Here is a 23686-nt window from a genome sequence, read left to right on the forward strand (position 1 = left end):
GAGTAGCTGCCGGCTACTCCTCAATGTCGTCTGAGTCGTCCTCCCTGATCCTTATAAGGCCTTCCAGGAATCCCGGTTCCTTGGTCTTTATCTCCTGGTTGGTGTAGAGATTGACATAGTGAGGGCGGAGCTTGGAGTAGATGATCTTCTGCTCGTTGTACAGGCTGTAATAGCCGGACAGCATGTAGCTGACGGCACATCCTATGGTGAACAGAAGTATTCCGTGCGCTCCGAACAGCTCTATGCTCAGGAACAGAGATGTAAGAGGACAGTTTACCACGCCACAGAAGAAGCACACCATTCCGAGGGCAGCGGCAAAGCCCGGGTCGAGTCCCATGAGTCCACCCATGGCGCATCCAAATGTGGCACCGACGAAGAACGATGGAACGATCTCACCGCCTCGGAATCCACAGCCTATTGTTATGGCGGTGAACAGCGCCTTGAGAAGGAAAGCCGTTGGTTTTGCTTCTCCGTTGAGCGCCTGGGCGATGATGTTCATACCGGTTCCGTTGTAGTCGGTGGTGTTGAGTATTATGTTGAGCAGGACGAGCATCACGCCTCCTGCGAATACGCGCACATACTGGTTCTTGAAATATTTGCGGAAAAGCTTGTGCACAACGTTCATGAATATACAGAACAGACTGCTGAGCACTGCGCACAGGATAGCCAGACCGATGACCTTGATCACCAAAGGCACATCCACGGATGTCGGCATGCCGGCTATATTGTAGTGGTCGTGTACAACGTGAAGCTTTCGTGTTATGGCGTATGCTATGACTGACGAGAACAGACAAGGCACAAATGCGCAGTAGTAGAGGATACCGATGCTTATGACCTCCATACTGAACAGCGCGGCAGTAATTGGGGTTCCAAACAGTGCTGAGAAGACAGCGCTCATGCCGCAAAGTGTGAGTATATGCTTGTCACTGTCGTCAAGCTTGAACAGTTTGCCTATGGACACACCGATGCTTCCACCTATCTGAAGGGCTGCACCCTCCCTTCCTGAGGAACCTCCGAAGAGATGTGTGATGACCGTCGATATAAAGATCAGTGGTGCCATACGGGAGGGAATCTCATCCTCCACGCTTCTTATGGAACCGATGACAAGGTTGGTTCCCTTGGAATGTCTTATTCCGCAGATCCTGTATATAAATACGATCACGATTCCCGCAAGCGGCAGAAAATATATTATCATATGATTGTTCTCACGGAAGCCGGTGGCGTACTCTACGCATATATGAAAGGCTGTTCCGACAAGCCCGCATATCGTTCCCATTATCAGTGAAAAAACTATCCATTTGAAAAAAGTCGTAGCATATCTGACACATCTGCTAAAACAGTTTACCCAGTATTCCTTTGTAAATTCCACGGCGATTCTCCATTCCTTTTTCTTTGTAAAGCAGCTTTAGTAATGTTAAAGCAAATAAATGAATTTGTCCAGTGCTGATGTTAACAAATACTACCATTATAATCTGCGGTGCATAAGGGAATTATAGTAACAGTTACATTTATCCATATAAGGGAGTTGCATGATATGAATGAGAAAAAAGGAAAACAGAGCATAAAATTTGGCAATCCCCCATATATACTGGGGGCAGCAGCGGTGGCGGGGCCGAAGGAGATAGACGGCCCCATGGCGAGATATTTTGACAGAGTGAGTGAGGATGCAACCTTTGGCAAGGATTCCTGGGAGGAAGGCGAGAGCGAGATGGTGCGTCAGGCGGTGACCCTTGCCATACAGAAGGCGGGAATAGTCAAGCAGGATATAAGGTATATATTTGCCGGGGATCTGCTGGGACAGCTCATAGCGTCGACATTTGGAATCAAGGATATGGAGATACCGGTGTTCGGTCTGTACGGCGCGTGCTCGACGTGCGGAGAAGCGCTGTCACTTGCATCCATGACTGTGGCGGCGGGGTATGCGGACAACGTCATTGCGGAGGCGTCAAGCCACTATGGAAGTGCGGAGAAGCAGTTCCGTTTTCCCTTGGAATATGGAAATCAGCGTCCCCTGTCGGCTACCTGGACGGTTACGGGAAGTGGTGCCTTTGTGGTGTCAGACAGAGAGTCAGATGTGTGTATCCAGGGAGTAACCACAGGGCAGATCATGGACTATGGAGTGAAGGATTCGCTCAACATGGGAGCGTGTATGGCACCCGCGGCGGCTGCCGTCATATATCAGAATCTTCAGGATTTTGGCATAAAGCCCACATACTACGACAGGATAATAACTGGTGATCTTGGCAAGGTCGGCAAGACCATACTTGAGGATCTTCTGAGCATGAACAATGTGGATATATCCGCAAATCATATGGACTGCGGTATAGAGATATTTGACAATGAGGAGCAGGATACCCACTCGGGCGGATCGGGCTGTGGCTGCTCGGCGACTGTTCTTGCCGGATATATATTGAAGAAGGTCAGCTCTGGAGAGTGGAAGAGAGTGCTGTTTGTTCCAACGGGAGCGCTGCTATCAACTGTGAGCTACAACGAGGGGCAGACCATACCCGGAATCGCCCATGCGGTCATGATAGAGCATCATGGCAGGAAAGGAGAGTAGATGTAAATGGATTATGTAAAAGCGTTTGTGGTTGGCGGAATAATATGTGTTCTTGCCCAGATATTGATGGACAAGACAAAGCTTCTTCCGGGAAGAATAATGGTCATACTTGTATGCACAGGTGTTGTACTTGGAGCGCTTGGAATATATAAGCCGCTTCTGGACTTCGCGCAGTGCGGAGCGTCGGTGCCGCTCACGGGATTTGGATATAATCTGTGGAAGGGCATAACTGAGGCGGTTGATAAGGATGGATTTATCGGACTGTTCCGCGGAGGCTTCCAGATGGCGGCGGTTGGAAGCTCGGCCGCACTGATATTTGGATATCTTGCATCGTTGATATTCAAGCCGAAGATGACAAAATAGAAATAGAAGACAGGCAGGATATAAAAAGCCCCATCATACATTGAATTGTATGATGGGGCTTTCCGTCATTGAGTTGTATCGGTTGAATCATCCGAGCTTGGTTCCTCGGTTGTGGTTATCTCTGTTGAAGAGGTAGGCTCCTCTGACGTAGGTTCCTCAGTTGTAGGTTCCTCAGTCGTTGTAGGCTCCTCGGTTGTTGTATCTTCTGATGTATCCTCCGATGTATCTTCGGTTGTCGTGGTTGCTTTGGTAGTCTTCTTTGTATCCTTCTTCTTGCCGTGGATGTTACAATGCTCCTTCAGAAGCGATTCATCCCAGGTGTATCCCTCAAGGACATACTCACCGTCATCGTTCAGCTTGTAGATGAAGGTTGTTGTCTCAGGACATTCCTTGTTGGCAAGCATGTGTGATTCGTTACATACCACTACCTTCTTGACACCTGGACAATACTTTGTAGGTATCTTTGTCGCATCGAAGTAATCCGTAACTGTTGGACATCCGTTCGATGGAAGAAGTCCGGTATCTGAACATACAGTTGCCTGAACGATTCCGTCCGGCATCTCAAATGTAGCTGATGTATCAAGTCCCTTCTTCTCAATGACCTGATCCATGATATCTCTCCACATATAGCACTTGATAGAACCAGGGCTGTATGTGATGTTCTCATCATTTCCAAGCCATATAGAAGCTGTGTAGTATGGGTTATAACCACAGAACCAGTTATCAAAGTCTCCTGATGTGGTACCTGTCTTACCTGCTGTATACATACCTGTGTAAGAGTTGGCACCTGAACCGGTACCTCCTGTTACAACGTCGTGCATGGCACTTGTGAGAAGCCATGCTGTCTGCTCTGATATGACACGTGTCTTCTCAGGTTCCCTGTTGTCTATCAGAAGATTGCCTTCATGGTCGTAAACCTCTGAGTAGAACACAGGCTTTATATAATTACCACCGTTGGCGATGGTTGCATATGCAGCTGTGATCTCCAGGTTGGTAATACCATTTGTCAGACCACCAAGTGCAAGTGACTGGTTGATATCTGACAGGATGAGACCATCGCTGTCTGTCTTTCTCTCAACAAGAGTTGTAAATCCAAGCTTCAGCAGATAGTCATATGCGAGCTGTGGAGTTACGTCTGTGATACACTTTACAGCTATGATATTCATAGACTCCATGATAGCATATCTTATAGTTTTAGGTCCCCAGTATCCGCCGTACCAGTTAAATACCTGATTACCATTCTCATAGTAGTAAGGTGCATCATCGTATACGGTGGCAAGAGACATGTTGCACGCGTCCAGTGCAGGAAGGTATGTGGCAACTATCTTGAAGCAAGAACCAGGCTGTCTGGTCGCCTCAGTTGCACGGTTGAATGATCTGTTCTCAGTTTTCTCTCCACGGCCTCCGACAAGTGCCTTGACCTGACCGGTGTTCTGATCCATGAGAGTGAATGATACCTGTGGCTGTATGACAAGCTTGAATGTCTCCATGAAGACTTCGTCGCCGGTCTCGGCAACCATGGCATCCTTGAACTCGTCAGCCGCTGCACGGGCTTCATCCTCACTGTAATATCTTGCACTATAATCGTAGCCCTGCTGTTCAGCAAACCAGCTCTCGAGATTCTCTACACTGTAGTTTGTCTGGACCTTTGTCTCCTTGTCAGCAAGAGTGAGAGCGTAGTTGAGCTGATATACAGGCTCAGGCCAGTAGGATGTATCATTTACAACTGAGTCAGCGATCTCCTGGATCTCAGGATCCTGACAAACGATGACCTTGAGTCCGCCTGACCAGATCAGTGACTCTGCCTCGTCCTCTGAGTAGCCCTTGGCAACCAGATCATTCTGAAGCTGCTTGATGACCTCGTCAGTGTAGTAGGAGTTGACCTCTGTCTTCTGCTGCTTTTCTTCCTTCTTAGATACGGAAGCGATACGCTTGTATACATTATCATTTATTGCTTCGTCATACTGCGCCTGTGTTATATACTCAAGATCCAGCATGTATTTAAGAACCTGGGTCCTTCTGGTCTTGTTGTCGTCAGGCGACAGGAGAGGATCGTATTTGGTAGGGTTCTGCGGAATTGCTGCGAGCACGGCACACTCAGATACCGATAACTGGCTGAGCCCCTTGCCGAAGTAAGTCTTGGCAGCGGTCTCAACACCGTAGCAGCCTTCTCCGAGATATATGGTGTTCAGATAATACTCGACTATCGACTTCTTGTCGATCTTCTTCTCCATATCCACAGCCAGGTACTGCTCCTGAACCTTACGCTCAAGCTTATCCAGGAAAGTTGACTCATTCAGTCCGACGTTGAACACGTTGTTCTTGATGAGCTGCTGTGTAAGAGTGGAAGCACCCTCATCGAAGTCTCCGCTTTTGAGACCCTTTATAAATGCTCTGGCGATACCCTGTACATCGATTCCGTTGTGCTCCCAGAAACGTCTGTCCTCTATAGCGACAAATGCATTCACAAGATCCTCAGGAATAGAGTCGTAATACACATACTCTCGGTTGGAGTTGGAATTGGCAAGTGTCGTGATCTCCTTTCCATTCTGGTATACAAGAGTTGTCTTGTATCCCTTAGGTATGAGAGCGTCAGCGTTGATGTTCGGCGTATCATCCAGAATACCCTTGAGGGCACCAAATCCGGCTCCGACACCGACTATCACAATGGCGAGCACCAGCACCAGTATAATCTTAAACACAGAAATGTTAAGCTTACGCCGGTTTCTTGGAAGCTTGGATACCAGCTCCTTCTGAGCCTTCACCGCTCCCTTCTTAGTAAAATCCATAAAAAGACCTCCTTAAAACCTGGGGGATAGATCCCCGCTATTTAATTGTAAAAGTAAATTCTAAATAAGGGCAGACTACTGCCGTTAATATACACTTCAAATTAGTATATCAAATAACAGTATAATAATAAAGAAAAAAATATTGCAACAAAACAAAAATTAATAAACGTGAACGAAAAAATCAGAAAGAGTAAATTGACAACGGTATGATTCAAAAGCATAATAAATATAAAAAAGTGCAGAATAAACAGGAGAAGATATATGTTTGCATCAATAGACGAAGCGGTTGAATACTGGAAGGACGAGCTGTCATATGTGGACGACGCAAAGGTGACAGGATATGTGGGAGGCTACCCGGTGGTGGAATTTACCATCAACAAAGCCGCCTGGGGACTTGTTAAGGACAAGAAGAAATTTGGAAGGATCGTAAGATCATCAGAGATGGAGGGCGGAATAGAAGTCGGTGTGTCGACATGCTTTTATCAGACGGCATCCCTGGAGTGGGAGCCACCTGTCCTCAGGGTGTGCGGATATCCTGAAGTGATCAACAGAATACTTGGCAAGGTAATGTAAGATTTACCATGGAATGCCCCGGCGGATACATAAAAATGCATCCGCCGGGGTATTTTATTATACATGTAATGGGTTATGTAAGGAGGACGCATATGAACAGGGAGATACGTACGGATCTTGCGATAGAGCTCAGAGAAAATGTAGCCGACAGGAGAAATATGCCTGGGGTAAAGGTGAAGACGGTGGTGAATGAGGACAGGAGCATCAAGACTACCACCATAAATGTGCTGGATGAGATAGGGGAGAAAAATCTTGGAAAGGCAAAGGGACAATATATAACGATAGAGTGTTCCAAGCTTAAGGAATATGAGGAGTCCATACATGAACCTCTGAGGGCGGAGCTTGAGGGCAGACTCAGGGAGCTCATGGGGCATGCGGGAAATATACTGGTGGTCGGACTTGGCAACAGGCAGGTCACCCCGGATTCCATAGGCCCGCTGGTCATAGACAATCTGTATGTGACAAGGCACCTGGACACTCCGGGAAAGCCAGATCTGGTCATGAGTGCCATATGTCCGGGAGTCATGGCACAGACCGGAATAGAGACTGTGGATATAGTCAGGGGAATATGCGATGAGATAGACGTGGAGATCGTGGTTGCAATAGACGCTCTGGCGGCCAGAAGCAGCAAGAGACTCGGATGCACCATCCAGCTCACGGATACAGGTATAAGCCCCGGCTCCGGTGTCGGCAACAACAGAAAGACACTGAGCTCAGACAACCTTGGCAGACGCGTGATCGCAGTCGGTGTTCCGACAGTCATCTCCGTTCCATCCATCATAGACGATTCGCTGGATGAGGTGGCTGATGCATTTAACGAGACCTACGGGCGCAGGATCATGAGGGAGTTCACGGAGAAGCAGAGATACCAGATAGCGTGCAATCTCCTGGACGAGGATATGGCGGATATGTTTGTGACCCCGAAAAATATAGACGAGCTAGTGCGCCGCATCAGCTTTACGATATCTGAGGCGATAAATGCCATAGCGATGTAGAGAAAAATACAGGGAATCATTTGGCACGTACACTCATATATTTGAATAATGGATAACAGAGGCCATAGCATATTCAAAAGGGGTGGAAATGTATGTCGGACAGAAAGCTTCATACGAAGACTGTGTATATACTTGCGTGGGTGATTCTGGTGTGCGCGGGGATATTGATAAAGACCGGGATAACTGATGATGTGTGGAAGCTGGTGTATAGCGGGATATATGGCAGTTCTTCGGGTAAAACAGGCGAGAGTATATACAGCCCCGGTGCGGCTGAGCCGGATGTGTACTGTTACATGGATTACTGGGAATCCCAGGTCAGGGAGGTGTGCGAGGAGGGCAGGACATACCAGACGGAGGATGCGGATTCCGAAGGTGAGGCATCATCGCAGGCGGAGACTTCAGAGACTTCTGCGCCTGCCAGCACTGAGACCACAGAAGCTGCGCAGAGATCCGCTGATGCCAGGACTGTGTCGGCCATGGCGGATATAATGAGCTCTTATATAGGTATGGACGCAGATACACTCCTTTCATATTGTTATAACGCCACATACCCTAAGTGCGTAAAAAAAGACGAGCTGGATGCGGAAAATCTGCTCGGCAAAGATCTGTCGCTGGATATGGACACGGGCGGATACAAAGTTCTGATATATCATACCCACGGCTCCGAGGCATTTGCGGACTCAAGACCGGGCGAGGTGGACGACACGGTGATAGGACTTGGCAACCGCCTGGCGGAGATACTCACGGATACATATGGCATACCGGTGTACCACGACACCACGGCATATGACATGATGACAGGGGTTCTTGACAGGAACGCTTCCTATGATTATTCGAGGGAAGGTGTGTCACAGATACTTAAGGACAATCCTGAGATAGAGGTCATCATAGATCTCCACAGGGATGGTGTGCCGGATGACACACATCTGGTTACAGATGTGGATGGAAAGCCCACAGCACAGATCATGCTGTTAAATGGCATGTGTCGTGACGAGGATGGCAACGATGTGGACTATTGGAGCAATGACAACAAGGTCGACAATATGGCATTTGCACTTCAGACCTATCTGGCGGGCAGGGCAAATTACGGCGATATGATGCGCAAGATATACATAAGTACGAGCCGGTACAACATGGATCTCATGCCGCACGCCATGCTGGCTGAGATAGGCGCACAGACTAACACGGTGGAGGAGGAATACAACGCCATCGAACCATTTGCCGCAATGCTTGCAAAGGTGCTCCTGAAGTGAGGATTAAGTGGCATATTGGCACTTGCAGTTATATGCTCATACATGTTATATTAACGTCAAATGCGAGTAAGACAAGTATAAGAATAAAAGAGCCTGCACATACAAGGCGCGGGACATAGATAAGGATGTGAAGACATGGAGCATTTAGACCAGTCAAAGATAAGAAATTTCTGTATAATAGCGCATATAGACCATGGTAAATCAACACTTGCCGACAGGATCATAGAGAAGACCGGAACTCTGACCAGCAGGGAGATGCAGAATCAGGTTCTTGACAATATGGATCTTGAGAGGGAGCGTGGAATCACCATCAAGGCACAGTGTGTCAGGATCGTGTACAATGCCAATGATGGACAGGAGTACATATTCAATCTCATAGACACTCCGGGACATGTGGATTTCAATTATGAGGTATCTCGAAGTCTGGCAGCCTGTGAGGGAGCCATACTTGTGGTTGATGCCGCACAGGGCATAGAAGCGCAGACCCTGGCGAATGTATACCTGGCGCTGGATCATGACCTTGATGTCATGCCAGTCATCAACAAGATAGACCTCCCGTCAGCAGATCCGGAGAGGGTCGTGAACGAGATCGAGGATGTAATTGGAATAGAGGCACAGGATGCCCCAAGGATATCGGCAAAGAATGGAATTAATATAGAAGAAGTGCTTGAACAGATCGTGAAGAAGGTGCCGGCACCGCACGGTGACCCTGAGGCTCCACTCAAGGCACTTATATTCGACAGTCTGTATGACTCCTACAAGGGAGTTATCATATTCTGCCGATTATTTGACGGCTGCGTGAAGAAGGGAACCACCATAAGGATGATGGCCACCGGAGCTGAGGCTGAGGTGGTTGAGGTCGGAATATTTGGAGCGGGAAGATTTGTCCCATGTGATGAGCTGTCAGCCGGTATGGTTGGTTACATAACAGCCAGCCTTAAGAATGTACAGGATACAACAGTGGGAGATACAGTCACACAGGCGGACAGGCCATGTGACGAGGCACTTCCTGGATACAAGAAGGCACAGCCTATGGTATACTGCGGACTCTATCCTGCGGATGGAGCAAAGTATCCGGATCTCAGGGATGCCCTTGAGAAACTTCAGTTAAATGATGCGGCGCTCAGCTTTGAGCCGGAGACATCCATAGCACTGGGCTTTGGTTTCCGATGTGGTTTCCTTGGACTGCTTCACCTTGAGATAGTTCAGGAGCGACTGGAGAGGGAGTTCAATCTTGATCTGGTAACCACAGCGCCAGGCGTTGTATATAAGGTACATACCACAGATGGGAATGTGATAGAGCTCACCAATCCGTCGAATCTGCCGGATCCATCCACCATAGAGTACATGGAGGAGCCATTTGTCGATGCGGAGATCATGGTCACAACAGAGTATGTGGGTGCCATCATGCAGCTCTGCCAGGAGAGACGAGGCGTGTACAAGAGCATGGAGTACATGGAGGAGACAAGAGCGCTTCTCAAGTACGACCTCCCACTGAACGAGATCATATACGATTTCTTTGATGCACTTAAGTCGCGTTCAAGGGGCTATGCTTCATTTGACTATGAGATGAAGGGCTATGTCCGCTCAGAGCTTGTGAAGCTGGACATCCTTATCAATAAGGAAGAGGTCGATGCACTCTCATTTATCATACACAAGGATACAGCGTATGAAAGGGGCAGAAAGATGTGCGAGAAGCTCAAGGACGAGATCCCGAGACATCTGTTCGAGATCCCGATCCAGGCGGCCATAGGCGGCAAGGTAATAGCCCGCGAGACAGTCAAGGCCATGAGAAAGGATGTCCTTGCCAAGTGCTACGGCGGAGATATATCCAGAAAGAGAAAGCTCCTTGAAAAGCAGAAGGAAGGAAAGAAGCGAATGAGACAGGTGGGCAATGTGGAGATACCACAGAAGGCATTTATGTCTGTCCTGAAGCTTGATGAGGAATAGAAAAGACCGGGAACACAGTGACACGGTTATATCAAATAAGAAATAATAGAATCGTAGAAAAGCCGTTAATGAGAGCATTCTGACAGGAGCATTCTTAGTAGCGGCTTTTTTCATGCGGTGATGATATTTGAAATAAAAAGGAAGGATACTAATGATAGATATAATAAATACCGAAAATTCAGATCGGGATTTCGGCGATGCAAATAATGACGAAGTTTTAGAGTCATATGAGAAGAAGCCGCTCAGCATATACATACATATCCCATTCTGTGTGAAGAAATGTGCATACTGCGACTTCCTGTCATTTCCGGTGGTGGCAGCCTGCATGTCGGGATATGGAGTGTACCGTGAGAAATACATCGAAGCCCTGTGCGAGGAGCTGAAAAGCTACTCGTATTTGGCGGAGACCCACAAGGTCAGGACAATATACATAGGAGGCGGAACCCCATCCATACTGGAGCCGGACGAGATCACACTTGTAATGACGACGGTGAGGAAGCTGTTCGATGTCGCAGAGGATGCGGAGATAAGCATAGAGGTAAATCCGGGCACCCTGACCAGCCGTAAGGCAGCAGAGTATATAGCAAATGGAATAAACAGGATGAGCATAGGCCTTCAGTCCGCACAGAAAAATGAGCTGGAAGCTCTGGGCAGGATACACAATTATGACCAGTTCCTCGCCGCATTTGACATGGCTAGGGAGGCCGGATTTCGCAATATAAATATAGACCTGATGTCAGACATACCGGGACAGACCATGAGGTCATATCTGGACACCCTTGACAAGGTATTAAGGTGTAAGCCGGAGCACATATCGTCCTACAGCCTCATAGTGGAGGACGGAACTCCTCTGGCAGCAGATGAGAACCTGCTGTCACAGATCCCGGATGAGGACGTGGACAGGCAGATGTACGACATAACAAATAAGCTCTTAGGCACCGGCGGCTACCACAGATACGAGATATCCAATTACGCCAAAGCTGGCTACGAGTGCAGACATAACATAGTCTACTGGACCCTCGGGGAATACATAGGAATCGGAATCGGAGCAGCGTCCTTCCTGTACGGCAGACGCTACACCAACACATCCAGTCTGGAAGACTACATAGACGGCATGGCAAGACACAGGGAGCTCATGACATTCGGAGATCCCGTCGCAAATTTGGGTAAGGCAAGAGATATAATAGAACACATGCGCAATGTGGAAGAAGAACTTGACGCAGACAGGCTGATGGAGGAATATATGTTCCTCGGCCTGCGTATGATATCCGGTGTGAGTGCAGAAAAATTCAACGACTACTTTGGACACTCCATCTACGACATATACGGCCCCGTCATAGATAAATACAAGTCCACCGGCCACCTCGAAGATGACCACGGCCTGATCCGCCTCACAAAAAAAGGCATCGACGTAAGCAACACGATCCTGGCGGACTTCTTAATAGAATAATACTGGCACGACCGTCCTTCAAAACATAAAAAAAACACAAAAACATTCGTTATTTTGTTGACAAAAGGGGGCGGCAGTGTTAGATTATGTTTAGTGGTTAGCACTCGGATATGTTGAGTGCTAATAAGACTAAAAGCAAAAAGGAATGAGAGTATGGAACTTGACGAGAGAAAAGTCAGAATTCTAAAAGCGATCGTTTCGAATTACCTGGAGACTGGAGAGCCCGTTGGATCGAGAACCATTTCCAAGCTGGCCGACATGAATGTCAGCCCGGCTACCATAAGAAATGAGATGTCAGATCTTGAGGATATGGGGTATATATGCCAGCCACATGCATCGGCAGGAAGAGTCCCAACGGATGCAGGTTACAGGTTTTATGTTGACAGCATCATGGCAGACAGGGATGAAGAGAAAGCAGAGGATCAGACAGAACGAGAGAATCTGCTGAATAGAGTTGATAAGCTCGAGAAGCTTCTCAAGCAGGTGGCAAAGGTGCTTGCGGCGAACACACAGTACGCAACACTGGTTACGATGCCACAGTACAACAACACAGTAAAGTTCATCCAGTTGTCACAGGTTGATGAGGCCACATTGCTGGCGGTCATCATGGTTGATGGCAATATAGTCAAGAATAAGCTGATCAAGACGACGTACAGCCTGAAGAATGAAGATATTTTAAAATTTAATATTCTGCTAAATACCTTCCTTCAGGGCGCGGCACTTCAGGATATCAATCTTGAACTTATACAGACCATGAAGGTTCAGGCAGGTGAATATGCAGAGATCCTTGAGACGATATTCCAGGGAATCATGGAGGCGATCCATGAGGCCGATGATCTCAAGGTTTATACCAGTGGAGCAACGAATGTACTCAAGTACCCTGAGCTGGCGAACACGTCATCCGCAGAGAAGCTGCTCGGAACACTGGAAGACATAGAGGACAAAGAAGAATTTGCAAAACATGTGGAGGATGTGATCCAGCAGGACAGCGACATACAGATCCTGATAGGACAGGAGAACAGCGATGAAAACCTGAAGGATTGCTCCCTTGTAACAGCAACATACAAGATGCCGGAGGGCGCAAAAGGAACGATAGGAATAATCGGACCGAAGAGGATGGATTACAAGAAAGTTGTGAGCATGCTCAAGGAACTCACCGGGGAGCTTGATGACATATTTAACAGCAATGGATAGACAGATAAGATTATAACGATGAATAGGAGGATATGTAATGGCTGATAGCAATAACAGTACTGCATCCGACAAGAAGGTTAAGACAGAGCAGACAGCAGCCGAGACCATAGTTGGAGATGCTTCAGCAGAGATAAAGGATGGCGTTGAGTCAGAAGTCAAGATCGATGAGACCGTTGACGTTCCGGAGGAGCAGGCAGAGGCTGCAAAGCCACAGCATGTTGCAAAGGAGAACAGACGTGGAGGCAAGGCTCTCCGTGAGGAGAACGAGAAGCTCAAGGAACGCTGCAAGGATGCAGAGACAAAGTACACAAGACTTCTTGCGGAGTGTGAGAACATCCGCCAGAGAAATGAAAAAGAGTCAGGCAAATTGTACGACATAGGTGCAAAGGGAGTTCTTGAGAAGCTCCTTCCTGTGGTAGACAATTTTGAGAGAGCAATGGCAGCCATTCCTGATGAGGATAAGGACAGACCATTCGAGTCGGGAGTTGCAAATATATATAAGCAGCTTATGACGTCATTGGAAAGCATAGGTGTAAAGCCTATGGATTGCGCCGGGGAACAGTTTGATCCTACATTCCACAATGCAGTGATGCATGTAGAGGATGACAACTACGAAGAGAATGTAATCGTTGAAGAGATGCAGAAGGGTTACATGTACAAGGATCAGGTGCTGAGATTCAGCATGGTAAAGGTCGCAAATTAAATCAATCATGAAATTTTTTTCTAGGAGGAAAAGACAATGGGTAAGATTATAGGTATTGACTTAGGTACAACAAATTCATGTGTAGCAGTTATGGAAGGTGGTAAGCCTGTAGTTATAGCTAACTCAGAGGGTATGAGAACAACACCTTCAGTAGTAGGATTCCTGAAGACAGGAGAGAGAGTAGTAGGTGAGCCTGCAAAGCGTCAGGCAGTTACAAACGCAGATAAGACAATTTCATCTATCAAGCGTCACATGGGATCAGATTACAGAGTAGAGATAGATGGCAAGAAGTATTCACCACAGGAGATTTCAGCAATGATCCTTCAGAAGCTGAAGTCAGATGCAGAGGGATACTTAGGAGAGAAGGTTACAGAGGCAGTTATCACAGTTCCTGCTTACTTCTCAGATGGACAGAGACAGGCAACAAAGGATGCCGGTAAGATCGCAGGTCTTGATGTAAAGCGTATCATCAACGAGCCTACAGCAGCAGCTCTTTCATATGGTCTTGACAACGAGCAGGAGCAGAGAATCATGGTTTACGATTTAGGTGGTGGTACATTCGATGTATCTATCATTGAGATCGGTGAGGGTGTCATCGAGGTTCTTGCAACAGCCGGCGATAACAAGCTCGGTGGTGATGACTTCGATAACGCAATTACACAGTATATGCTTGATGAATTCAAGAAGACAGAGGGCATCGACCTTTCAGGCGATAAGATGGCTATGCAGAGATTAAAGGAAGCAGCAGAGAAGGCAAAGAAGGAGCTGTCATCAGCTACAACAACCAATATCAACCTTCCTTTCATCACAGCAAACCAGGATGGACCAAAGCATTTCGATATGAACCTTACAAGAGCTAAGTTCGATGAGCTTACAGCAGATCTTGTAGACAGAACAAAGGGCCCTGTTAACACAGCACTTGCTGATGCAGGACTTACAGCAGCAGACCTTGACAAGGTACTTCTTGTCGGTGGTTCAACCCGTATCATCGCAGTACAGGAAGAGGTTAAGAGACTTACAGGTAAGGAGCCATTCAAGGGAATCAACCCTGATGAGTGTGTTGCTATCGGTGCTTGTATCCAGGGTGGTAAGCTTGCCGGAGATGCCGGTGCAGGCGAGATCCTTCTTCTGGATGTTACACCACTTACACTTTCAATCGAGACAATGGGTGGTATAGCTACTCACCTTATCGAGAGAAATACAACAATCCCTACAAAGAAGAGCCAGATCTTCTCAACAGCACAGGATAATCAGGATGCCGTTGATATCAACGTAGTACAGGGTGAGAGACAGTTCGCAAAGGACAACAAGAGTCTTGGCAGATTCAGACTTGATGGTATCGCTCCAGCAAGACGTGGAGTTCCACAGATCGAGGTTACATTCGATATCGATGCAAATGGTATCGTAAATGTATCAGCAAAGGATCTCGGAACAGGAAGAGAGCAGCACATTACTATCACATCAGGAACATCACTTTCAGATGATGATATCGATAGAGCAGTTAAGGAAGCAGCAGAGTACGAGGCTCAGGATAAGAAGCGTAAGGAAGGCATCGAGGCAAGAAATGAGGCAGATGCACTTGCATTCCAGACAGAGAAGGCACTCGGTGAGGTAGGAGATAAGCTTTCAGATTCTGACAAGGCTGGCGTAAAGGCAGATCTTGACTCCTTAAGAGCAGCAATAGACAGCACAGATGCAGAGAATATGAGCGATGCAGATGTAGATAAGATCAAGGCTGCAAAGGATAAGCTGATGGAGAGCGCACAGAACCTGTTCTCAAAGCTCTATGAGCAGAACGGTCCTGGAGCAAACGCAGGAACAGGCGCAGGCACACCTGATTACTCAGATGGCGATGTTGTAGATGGAGATTTCACAGAGGTTTAATATATAGAGGATGAAAGGTAAAGGCTATGGCAGAGACAAAGACCGATTATTATGAAGTCCTTGGTGTAACCAAGGGAGCCTCTGAAGCCGAGATCAAAAGGGCATACCGAGTGGTAGCAAAAAAATACCACCCGGATATGAACCCTGGTGATGAAGAGGCTGCAGAGAAATTCAAAGAAGCAGCTGAAGCTTATTCAGTCCTCAGTGACCCTGAGAAACGTGCAAAGTATGATCAGTTTGGCCATGCAGCATTCGACCAGAACGGCGGCGGTGCCGGCGGATTTGGTGGATTTGACTTCGCGGACATGGGAGATATCTTTGGAGATATATTTGGAGATATGTTCGGTGGCGCAAGCCGTCAGAGAAATACAAATGGTCCTATGAAGGGCGCAAACATCAAGACAACCATCAGAGTAGCCTTTGAGGAGGCTATATTCGGAACCCAGAAGGAGCTTGAGCTCCCACTGAAGGATGAGTGTGATGTATGTAAGGGAACCGGTTCACAGCCGGGACACCAGCCTGAGGTCTGCGGCAAGTGCGGCGGTAAGGGCCAGATAGTGACAACACAGCAGTCACTTTTTGGAGTTGTACGTAATGTTCAGACATGTCCTGATTGTAGTGGATCTGGTAAGATCATCAGATACAAGTGCAGCAACTGTGCAGGAACAGGATATGTAAAGAGCAGAAAGAAGATACAGATAGCTATTCCACCAGGAGTAGACAATGGTACTAACATCCGAATCAAAGGAAAGGGTGAGCCTGGTATCAACGGTGGTGAGAGAGGAGATCTTACAGTTACCATACTTGTTGATCGTCATCCAAACTTCCAGAGACAGGAGTACAATCTGTATTCATCAGAGCCTATCACATTTACACAGGCAGCACTTGGTGGAGTTATCAAGATCAACACCATCGAAGGAGAGGTTGATTACACCATACCACCAGGAACACAGACAGATACACGTATAAAGCTGAAGGGCAAAGGAGTACCTAACCTCAAGAACCCAACTCAGCGAGGCGATCACTATGTAACACTTGTTGTACAGGTGCCGGAGAAGCTCACAGAGGAGCAGAAGAAGATCCTAAACCAGTATGAGCAGGCAACACTTGTAGAGACAAGACCTGCAACAGATTCAGCAGGACCATTTACATTTGGCGATCACAAGAGAAGAAAGAAAAAGTAGGTATAAAATATATGAAATGGACGAAGCTCACAATAGATACAACATGTGAAGCTGAAGACCTCATAAGCGCCTTCCTCGAAGAGGAAGGCGTTTTGGGTGTTCAGATAGAAGATAATATTCCCCTCACTGAGGAGGAGATGGAGACGATGTTTGTCGATCTCCTGCCGGATGATATGCCGGAAAATGATGGAACTGCAAAGGTGTCCTGTTTCCTTGACGATACATTTGACGTGCAGGAGATAAAGGATAAGGTGGCTGCAGAGATCAGGAGACTGTCAGAGTTTCTTCCTGTCGGAACAGGCAAGATAACCGAGAGTGAGACGAAGGAAGAGGACTGGAGAGACAACTGGAAGGCCTACTTCAAGCCATTCAGACTGTATGACAATATCATCATCAAGCCAACCTGGGAGGAAGTGCCGGAGGATGCAACGGACGAGGATATAGTTATTGAGATAGATCCCGGAACAGCATTTGGAACAGGTTCCCATGAGACGACGAGACTGTGCATAGGCCAGCTCAAGAAGTACATGAAGGATGGAGATGAGATACTCGATGCCGGAAGCGGAAGCGGTATCCTGTCATTTGTTTGCAATAAGCTGGGTGCAAAGCATGTTCTCGGTATAGACATAGATCCGATCGCTGTTGATGTGGCGGGAGAGAACAGAGATGTGAACCATATTCCTGCCGAGGCTGTGGAATTCAAGTGCGGAAATGTCCTTGAGGACCAGAAACTGGTAGAGTCAATAGGCGCAAATTATGATATAGTAGTTGCAAATATCCTTGCAGACGTTATAATTCCAATGTCGGCTGTAGTTCAGAAGTTTATGAAGGATGATGGTATTTTTATATCATCGGGTATTATAAACATAAAAGAGGATGAGGTCAGACAGGCTCTTCTTGACAATAACTTCGATATCGTAGATACTGTCTACATGAATGACTGGGTAAGCTTTGTTGCAAAAAAGCATGTATGAACCAGCGTGTGAGAGGAAATAATCAAATATGAACAGATTCTTTGTAGATGTAGATGGCAGAGATATAGGAACAGATATAAGCATAACAGGCGGAGACGTTAACCATATAAAGAACGTTCTCCGCCTTAAAGTGGGTCAGGAGATAACTGTCAGTAACGGCAGAGGAAGAGATTATACGTGCAGTATATCGGAGATTGGCAGAGACGAGGTTCTGTGCCGCGTCGAGGATGTGAATGATAACTTTGCAGAGCTTCCAGTGGAGGTTACCCTGTTTCAGGGATATCCGAAGTCGGATAAGATGGATCTTATAGTACAGAAGATGGTGGAGCTCGGTGTCTGCCGGATAGTTCCGGTATTCACTGCGCGCACCATAGTGAAGCTTGATGCGAAGAAGGCTGCAAAGAAGACCGAGAGATGCCGGATCATAGCGGAGTCTGCTGCAAAACAGTCCGGAAGGGGAATCGTCCCTGAGATCACGGAGCCGGTAACATTTGCACAGGCGATAGAGATGGCGAAGACTCTTGATATGAATATAATTCCATATGAGGAGGCGGAGGGACTTGCAAAGTCCAGACAGATCATCGCTGATGTGACAGCACCGTCCTCTGCCCGCAGAAGTCTGGGGGTATTCATAGGCCCGGAGGGTGGCTTTGCCAGGGAAGAAGTGGAACAGGCAATGGCGGCCGGGGCGGAATGTATAACTCTTGGACACAGGATACTGCGCACTGAGACGGCCGGACTGGCGGTTATGTCGATCATCATGTTCAGTGCCGACAGGGACAATTAGAACAATATTGTAGAGATTAGTGAAAGAAAGAAGCTTGAAGCCGGACGTATATCGGTTTCGGAATGGTGGAAGACAACATGGAAGCATATTTTGACAATTCAGCGACCACCCCGGTTTATCCAGAGGTGAGAGATCTTGTGGTAAAGTTAATGGAACAGGACTATGGCAATCCGTCATCACTGCACCAGAAGGGTGTGGATGCGGCCAGATACGTGAGCGATGCCAGGGATAAGATAGCCAGGCTGCTCAAGGTTCAGGCGAAGGAGATTGTGTTCACATCGGGTGGAACAGAATCCAACAACATGGCTCTGATAGGAGGAGCACTTGCCAACAGGAGAGCGGGCAACAAGATCATCACAACTGTAGTCGAGCATGCGTCAGTCGGCAGTCCGCTGACATTCCTTGAGGATATGGGCTTTGATGTTGTCAGGATCCCGACCGGAAGTGATGGCGTGGTAGATGTTGACCGGTTGGTAGATGAGGTAGATGACGATACGATCATAGTGTCAGTCATGTACGTCAACAATGAGATAGGTGCTGTCATGCCGGTGGAGGATATTGCCAGACGCATAAAGGAGAAGAATCCGAATGTACTCTTCCATGTGGATGCCATACAGGCATTTGGCAAATATGTGATATACCCGAAGCGTATGGGAATAGACATGATGTCCATAAGCAGCCATAAATTCCACGGACCAAAGGGCGTTGGAGCACTGTTCATAAAGGACAGAGTCAAGGTCAAGCCTGTGATATACGGTGGAGGCCAGCAGGGCGGAATGAGGTCAGGAACAGAGAATGTACCGGGAATAGCCGGAATGGCACTGGCTGCCGAGATGACCTACAGAGATCTCGATGCAAATGTAGCGCACATGAGAGAACTCAAGGAACATCTTATAGATGAACTCACACAGATAGACGATGTGTACAGTAATTCCGGGGATGCGCCCCATATAGCCAGCATAACCTTCAAGGGAGTGCGAAGTGAGGTCATGCTTCATGCTCTGGAAGAGAAGGGCATATATGTCTCATCCGGTTCAGCATGTTCGTCGAATAAACATTCCACAAGCAGCACGCTGAAGGCCATAGGTCTGCCACCTGAGAAGCTTGAGTCCACACTGAGATTCAGTTTTTCACCGGAGAATACAATGGAACAGATAGATTATGCAGTCGAGTGCTGCAAGGAACTTTTACCGATACTCAGAAGATATGTGAGGAAGAAATAGGAGGAAATATGCAGTACAAGGCATTTATGATAAAGTATGCCGAGATAGGCACAAAGGGAAAGAACAGATATATATTTGAAGACATACTCTGCAAGAACATCAACAGAAAGCTGAAGCCTTACGGAGATTTCTATATCCGCAAGGAGCAGGGAAGAATATTCGTTGAGTGCAAGTCGGATTACGACTATGAGGATGTGGTAAATGCCCTTGGAAAGGTATTTGGTATTGTTGGAATATGCCCTGTTGTGGTTGAGGAGAACACAGAGTTTGAGAACCTCAAGCAGAAGGTAATAGATTATGTTGAAAAGGCATACGACAGAAAGAACTTCACATTCAAGGTGTTCACCAGAAGAAATGACAAGACATATCCTATGACTTCCATGGAGGTAAGCGCCGAGCTTGGACATTTCCTCCTTGAGGCGTTCCCTGATCTTGCAGTGGATGTGCACTCACCTCAGGAGATAATCAATGTGGAGATCAGAAAGGTAGCATATATCTATTCGATCACCATACCTGGCCCGGGAGGACTGCCGGTTGGAACGAACGGCAGAGGAATGGCACTTCTGTCAGGCGGTATAGACAGCCCTGTTGCGGCATATATGATAGCCAAGAGAGGAGTTGTTGTGGAGGCAGTATATTTCCACGCACCTCCGTTCACAAGCGAGAGAGCAAAGCAGAAGGTTATAGATCTGGCATGTCTTGTGGCCGACTACTCAGGAGCCATCAGACTCCATGTTGTCAACTTTGCCGATGTACAGATGGCAATATACGACAACTGTCCTCATGAGGAGCTTACGATCATCATGAAGAGATACATGATCAAGATAGCGGAGGAGCTGGCTGAGAAGAATGACTGTCAGTGTACGATAACAGGAGAGAGCATAGGCCAGGTTTCAAGCCAGACTGTGTTCAGCCTGAACGTTATCAACCAGGTCAGCACCATGCCGGTGTTCAGACCATGTATAGGTATGGATAAGCAGGAGATAGTAGACATATCAGAGAAGATCGGAACATACGAGACATCTATACTGCCATACGAGGATTGCTGTACGACATTTGTTGCAAAGCATCCGGTTACACATCCGGTTCTATCTGCGATAGAGAAGTCGGAGGCAAAGCTTAACGGAATCATCGAGCCATTGTACCGCAAGGCTGTAGATACGGCAGAGGTCGTTATGTGTCGCGCAAAGCAGTAAAACAATATAAAACAGTGATAAAAGACAACAAAAAAGAGATGCTTCATAATAAGCATCTCTTTGATTATCAGATCCATATAACATACGGGGCAGAAATATGATTATTCTGCAAGGTATGGCTTCAGAGTAGCCATGATCTCATCGATACCGCTCTCTGCATGAATGTTAAGTTCGATAGGCTTTGAGATATCAAGACTGAAAATACCCATGATTGACTTGGCGTCAATTACGTAACGTCCTGATACAAGGTCGAATTCTGCGTCAAATTTCGCAATGTCATTGCAAAAGCTCTTGACCTTATCGATTGAGTTTAAAGAAATCTTAACTGCTGTCATAAATAGTCCTCCTAACCCTTGTAAGTTTTTTATGTACTGTCATTATTATATTTTTATAGAATACAAAAGTCAATATAAGGAGTGTAAAATACATGCTAAAAGGAATGTCTGTGGCTGCCACAACACTTGGCTGCAAAGTCAATCAGGCGGAGACTGACAGCATGCTCGACATGCTGAAGGCTGCCGGTGCAAATATAGTGGAATTTGACGAAAAAGCAGATATATATATAGTAAATACCTGTTCTGTGACCAATATTGCGGACAAAAAATCAAGGCAGATGCTTCACAGAGCCAGAAAGATGAATCCTGATGGAATAGTGATAGCCGCAGGATGCTATGTGCAGTCAGCCAGAGAGATTCTCGAGCAGGATGAAGCTATAGATATAGTAATAAGCAACAATAAGAAGAAAAGTATCACAGAAATAGTTAATGATTATATTAATGTGAGAAACAATGGAAAAAATGCCCCGGGTAAAGATCATGAAGCCATGGAATACTTCGTGGATATATCCAGAGAGACTGAGTACGAGGAGATGGGCGGCCATGTCCCTGTGGGACACACAAGGGCATATGTCAAGATCCAGGACGGCTGCAATCAGTTCTGCTCATACTGCATAATCCCGTATGTAAGAGGAAGGATAAGAAGCAGAAGCCAGGAGGCGATCCTTGCAGAAGTATCAGAGCTTGCGGAGGCAGGAATAAAAGAAGTTGTGCTTACCGGTATACACATATCGTCATATGGCAAAGATAAGAATAATGAGGGAGCACTTATAGAGCTTATAGAGGCTATCTCAAAAATCAAAGGAATCAAGAGAATAAGGCTTGGTTCACTTGAGCCGGGGATAATAACAGAGGAGTTTGTGGAGAGAATTTCATCCAATTCGAAAGTATGTCCACACTTCCATCTGAGCCTGCAGAGCGGCTGTGATTCAGTGCTCAAGAGAATGAACAGAAAGTACACTTGCGAGCAATACTTTGAAAAATGTGACATGCTGAGAAAGGCGTATAAGTCCCCTGCACTCACCACGGATGTGATAGTGGGCTTCCCGGGAGAGACTGAGGAAGAATTTGCAGAGACTGTCAGATATCTGACGGAGCTCAATCTGTATGAGATGCATATATTCAAGTATTCTCCGAGAAAGGGAACAGTCGCTGCCGCCATGAAAGAGCAGGTTGCCCCTGAGATAAAGAATGAGCGAAGCGATGTGCTGCTTAAGCTTGCCCATGACAACAAGACTGCGTATGAATCTCAGTTTGAGGGCTGTGAGCTTGAAGTTCTGGTGGAAGAGGTTGTAAAAAAGAACAATAAGACATATCTCAGGGGACATACGGAGAGATACATGGATATACTCATAGATGTGGGCGACATATCCATGCCGGAGAGTTTTGTGAACAGCTTTGTGTATGTGACATATACCCAAAATGGGGGAAACCTTCCTTTACTTTTGTAGTTTTTTATATTAGAATAGGAATGTTAATTGGCTCATGAGATAATAACAAGATGAGGACGTGATTTGATGAATAACGAAAGTACACAGAATATTGTTCCAATCAAGGACGCGACAGTGGACGTACGCGAGATAATTGGAGAAGTATACGATGCACTTACCGAGAAAGGATATAATCCGGTAAGCCAGGTTGTTGGGTACATAATGAGCGGTGACCCGACATATATCACAAGCTACAAGAATGCGCGAAGCCTGATCATGAAGGTGGAGAGAGACGAGATCATTGAGGTTTTACTTGAGGACTATATCAAGAATAACCTCGTGTAAAGGAAAAGAATAGTATGAGAATATTGGGACTTGACTATGGAACCAAGACGGTGGGAGTTGCCGTGAGCGATCCGCTCAAGATGACTGCCCAGCCGCTGGAGACGATAGAGAGAAAGTCGGCGAACAAGCTGAGACAGACACTTGCCCGCATAGAGGCCATACTTGAAGAGTATGGAGCGGCAGGAGAGCGCGACCGCATAGAGCTGATAGTGCTTGGTTACCCGAAGAACATGAACAATTCAGAGGGAGACAGATGCGAGGCCACCCAGGCATTCAAGGAAGATCTTGAGCGCAGAACAGGACTTGAGGTTGTTCTGTGGGATGAGCGCCTTACCACTGTGGAGGCAGAGCGGATCCTTATGGACAGCGGAGTGAGAAGAGAGAACAGGAAGACGTACATAGACAAGATGGCGGCTGCGGTCATACTGCAGAACTATCTTGATGCGAAGTGCAGCAGTCTGTGATAGACACAGACCTTCTGCCTTTGTTTTGTGTACG

Annotated in this window: 21 protein-coding genes; 18 read left to right on the forward strand and 3 right to left on the reverse strand. The window is 46.9% G+C overall.

The genetic code is table 11. From position 1 onward, the window contains the following. Positions 1 to 13: 13 nt before the first annotated feature. Positions 14 to 1369 carry a chloride channel protein gene (locus tag DXD11_RS01180; protein WP_330376131.1) on the reverse strand — a complete coding sequence of 452 codons (1356 nt, stop codon included), beginning with the start codon at positions 1367 to 1369 and terminating at the stop codon, positions 14 to 16. 165 nt (positions 1370 to 1534) lie between these two features. On the opposite strand from DXD11_RS01180, the gene spoVAD reads away from it, so the two are divergent. Both spoVAD and spoVAE read left to right on the forward strand, forming a co-directional pair. Beyond that, positions 1535 to 2560 carry a stage V sporulation protein AD gene (gene spoVAD / locus DXD11_RS01185; protein WP_118757612.1) on the forward strand — a complete coding sequence of 342 codons (1026 nt, stop codon included), beginning with the start codon at positions 1535 to 1537 and terminating at the stop codon, positions 2558 to 2560. A 6-nt stretch (positions 2561 to 2566) separates the two neighbouring features. Further along, positions 2567 to 2923, forward strand: coding sequence for a stage V sporulation protein AE (gene spoVAE / locus DXD11_RS01190; protein WP_118016689.1), 357 nt, complete (start codon positions 2567 to 2569; stop codon positions 2921 to 2923). Between the two features lie 65 nt (positions 2924 to 2988). On the opposite strand, the gene DXD11_RS01195 is transcribed toward spoVAE, so the two are convergent. Next, entirely contained in the window at positions 2989 to 5712 is a 2724-nt protein-coding gene (locus DXD11_RS01195; protein WP_118757613.1) for a transglycosylase domain-containing protein, read from the reverse strand. 261 nt (positions 5713 to 5973) lie between these two features. Between DXD11_RS01195 and DXD11_RS01200 the strand changes: the two genes are divergently transcribed. The 13 genes from DXD11_RS01200 (at position 5974) to thiI (ending at position 21078) form a co-directional block, all read left to right on the forward strand. Then, on the forward strand, positions 5974 to 6285 hold the full coding sequence (locus DXD11_RS01200) for a hypothetical protein (RefSeq protein ID WP_015533142.1): 312 nt from the start codon (positions 5974 to 5976) through the stop codon (positions 6283 to 6285). Between the two features lie 92 nt (positions 6286 to 6377). Then, on the forward strand, positions 6378 to 7280 hold the full coding sequence (gene gpr / locus DXD11_RS01205) for a GPR endopeptidase (protein WP_118016688.1): 903 nt from the start codon (positions 6378 to 6380) through the stop codon (positions 7278 to 7280). A gap of 92 nt (positions 7281 to 7372) precedes the next feature. Continuing rightward, positions 7373 to 8533, forward strand: coding sequence for a stage II sporulation protein P (locus DXD11_RS01210; protein WP_118757614.1), 1161 nt, complete (start codon positions 7373 to 7375; stop codon positions 8531 to 8533). Between the two features lie 135 nt (positions 8534 to 8668). Next, complete coding sequence (lepA, locus tag DXD11_RS01215; RefSeq protein WP_022217229.1) at positions 8669 to 10483, forward strand: translation elongation factor 4; 1815 nt, start codon at positions 8669 to 8671, stop codon at positions 10481 to 10483. A 151-nt stretch (positions 10484 to 10634) separates the two neighbouring features. Then, complete coding sequence (gene hemW / locus DXD11_RS01220; protein WP_118757615.1) at positions 10635 to 11933, forward strand: radical SAM family heme chaperone HemW; 1299 nt, start codon at positions 10635 to 10637, stop codon at positions 11931 to 11933. A 153-nt stretch (positions 11934 to 12086) separates the two neighbouring features. Further along, a complete protein-coding gene (hrcA, locus tag DXD11_RS01225; protein ID WP_118757616.1) occupies positions 12087 to 13127 on the forward strand; it encodes a heat-inducible transcriptional repressor HrcA in 1041 nt (346 codons plus the stop codon). A gap of 37 nt (positions 13128 to 13164) precedes the next feature. Further along, complete coding sequence (gene grpE / locus DXD11_RS01230) at positions 13165 to 13830, forward strand: nucleotide exchange factor GrpE (protein ID WP_117548733.1); 666 nt, start codon at positions 13165 to 13167, stop codon at positions 13828 to 13830. A 36-nt stretch (positions 13831 to 13866) separates the two neighbouring features. Then, positions 13867 to 15714, forward strand: coding sequence for a molecular chaperone DnaK (dnaK, locus tag DXD11_RS01235; RefSeq protein WP_118757617.1), 1848 nt, complete (start codon positions 13867 to 13869; stop codon positions 15712 to 15714). A 26-nt stretch (positions 15715 to 15740) separates the two neighbouring features. After that, a complete protein-coding gene (gene dnaJ / locus DXD11_RS01240; RefSeq protein ID WP_055144029.1) occupies positions 15741 to 16898 on the forward strand; it encodes a molecular chaperone DnaJ in 1158 nt (385 codons plus the stop codon). An 11-nt stretch (positions 16899 to 16909) separates the two neighbouring features. Beyond that, positions 16910 to 17872, forward strand: a complete 963-nt coding sequence (gene prmA / locus DXD11_RS01245) for a 50S ribosomal protein L11 methyltransferase (RefSeq protein ID WP_022217233.1) — start codon at positions 16910 to 16912, stop codon at positions 17870 to 17872. 28 nt (positions 17873 to 17900) lie between these two features. Further along, positions 17901 to 18659, forward strand: coding sequence for a 16S rRNA (uracil(1498)-N(3))-methyltransferase (locus tag DXD11_RS01250; RefSeq protein ID WP_055144033.1), 759 nt, complete (start codon positions 17901 to 17903; stop codon positions 18657 to 18659). 77 nt (positions 18660 to 18736) lie between these two features. Further along, positions 18737 to 19882, forward strand: a complete 1146-nt coding sequence (locus tag DXD11_RS01255) for a cysteine desulfurase family protein (RefSeq protein WP_118757618.1) — start codon at positions 18737 to 18739, stop codon at positions 19880 to 19882. Positions 19883 to 19890: 8 nt separating this feature from the next. Beyond that, positions 19891 to 21078 (forward strand): tRNA uracil 4-sulfurtransferase ThiI, encoded by a 1188-nt coding sequence (thiI, locus tag DXD11_RS01260; protein WP_117548736.1) that lies wholly within the window; start codon positions 19891 to 19893, stop codon positions 21076 to 21078. A 101-nt stretch (positions 21079 to 21179) separates the two neighbouring features. Here thiI and DXD11_RS01265 read toward each other — a convergent pair whose 3' ends face one another. Continuing rightward, positions 21180 to 21413 carry an HPr family phosphocarrier protein gene (locus tag DXD11_RS01265; protein ID WP_015533130.1) on the reverse strand — a complete coding sequence of 78 codons (234 nt, stop codon included), beginning with the start codon at positions 21411 to 21413 and terminating at the stop codon, positions 21180 to 21182. A 92-nt stretch (positions 21414 to 21505) separates the two neighbouring features. Between DXD11_RS01265 and mtaB the strand changes: the two genes are divergently transcribed. The 3 genes from mtaB (at position 21506) to ruvX (ending at position 23652) form a co-directional block, all read left to right on the forward strand. Then, positions 21506 to 22864, forward strand: a complete 1359-nt coding sequence (mtaB, locus tag DXD11_RS01270; protein ID WP_117548737.1) for a tRNA (N(6)-L-threonylcarbamoyladenosine(37)-C(2))-methylthiotransferase MtaB — start codon at positions 21506 to 21508, stop codon at positions 22862 to 22864. A 66-nt stretch (positions 22865 to 22930) separates the two neighbouring features. After that, the gene (locus DXD11_RS01275) at positions 22931 to 23188 is read left to right on the forward strand and encodes an IreB family regulatory phosphoprotein (RefSeq protein WP_022217238.1); all 258 of its coding nucleotides are present in this window, start codon (positions 22931 to 22933) and stop codon (positions 23186 to 23188) included. A gap of 14 nt (positions 23189 to 23202) precedes the next feature. Continuing rightward, a complete protein-coding gene (gene ruvX, locus DXD11_RS01280) occupies positions 23203 to 23652 on the forward strand; it encodes a Holliday junction resolvase RuvX (RefSeq protein ID WP_015533127.1) in 450 nt (149 codons plus the stop codon). The last annotated feature ends 34 nt before the right edge of the window (positions 23653 to 23686 follow it).

The sequence above is a fragment of the Coprococcus sp. TF11-13 genome (genome assembly GCF_003481085.1).
Lineage (GTDB): Bacteria > Bacillota > Clostridia > Lachnospirales > Lachnospiraceae > Coprococcus > Coprococcus aceti.

Coding starts and splice junctions, on each gene's coding strand:
- DXD11_RS01210 (WP_118757614.1), top strand. CDS start 7,373: ATGTCGGACAGAAAGCTTCATACGAAGACTGTGTATATACTTGCGTGG.
- DXD11_RS01250 (WP_055144033.1), top strand. CDS start 17,901: ATGAACAGATTCTTTGTAGATGTAGATGGCAGAGATATAGGAACAGAT.
- prmA (WP_022217233.1), top strand. CDS start 16,910: ATGAAATGGACGAAGCTCACAATAGATACAACATGTGAAGCTGAAGAC.
- grpE (WP_117548733.1), top strand. CDS start 13,165: ATGGCTGATAGCAATAACAGTACTGCATCCGACAAGAAGGTTAAGACA.
- thiI (WP_117548736.1), top strand. CDS start 19,891: ATGCAGTACAAGGCATTTATGATAAAGTATGCCGAGATAGGCACAAAG.
- spoVAE (WP_118016689.1), top strand. CDS start 2,567: ATGGATTATGTAAAAGCGTTTGTGGTTGGCGGAATAATATGTGTTCTT.
- gpr (WP_118016688.1), top strand. CDS start 6,378: ATGAACAGGGAGATACGTACGGATCTTGCGATAGAGCTCAGAGAAAAT.
- dnaJ (WP_055144029.1), top strand. CDS start 15,741: ATGGCAGAGACAAAGACCGATTATTATGAAGTCCTTGGTGTAACCAAG.
- DXD11_RS01265 (WP_015533130.1), bottom strand. CDS start 21,413: ATGACAGCAGTTAAGATTTCTTTAAACTCAATCGATAAGGTCAAGAGC.
- DXD11_RS01275 (WP_022217238.1), top strand. CDS start 22,931: ATGAATAACGAAAGTACACAGAATATTGTTCCAATCAAGGACGCGACA.
- DXD11_RS01255 (WP_118757618.1), top strand. CDS start 18,737: ATGGAAGCATATTTTGACAATTCAGCGACCACCCCGGTTTATCCAGAG.
- ruvX (WP_015533127.1), top strand. CDS start 23,203: ATGAGAATATTGGGACTTGACTATGGAACCAAGACGGTGGGAGTTGCC.
- spoVAD (WP_118757612.1), top strand. CDS start 1,535: ATGAATGAGAAAAAAGGAAAACAGAGCATAAAATTTGGCAATCCCCCA.
- hemW (WP_118757615.1), top strand. CDS start 10,635: ATGATAGATATAATAAATACCGAAAATTCAGATCGGGATTTCGGCGAT.
- hrcA (WP_118757616.1), top strand. CDS start 12,087: ATGGAACTTGACGAGAGAAAAGTCAGAATTCTAAAAGCGATCGTTTCG.
- DXD11_RS01195 (WP_118757613.1), bottom strand. CDS start 5,712: ATGGATTTTACTAAGAAGGGAGCGGTGAAGGCTCAGAAGGAGCTGGTA.
- lepA (WP_022217229.1), top strand. CDS start 8,669: ATGGAGCATTTAGACCAGTCAAAGATAAGAAATTTCTGTATAATAGCG.
- DXD11_RS01200 (WP_015533142.1), top strand. CDS start 5,974: ATGTTTGCATCAATAGACGAAGCGGTTGAATACTGGAAGGACGAGCTG.
- mtaB (WP_117548737.1), top strand. CDS start 21,506: ATGCTAAAAGGAATGTCTGTGGCTGCCACAACACTTGGCTGCAAAGTC.
- dnaK (WP_118757617.1), top strand. CDS start 13,867: ATGGGTAAGATTATAGGTATTGACTTAGGTACAACAAATTCATGTGTA.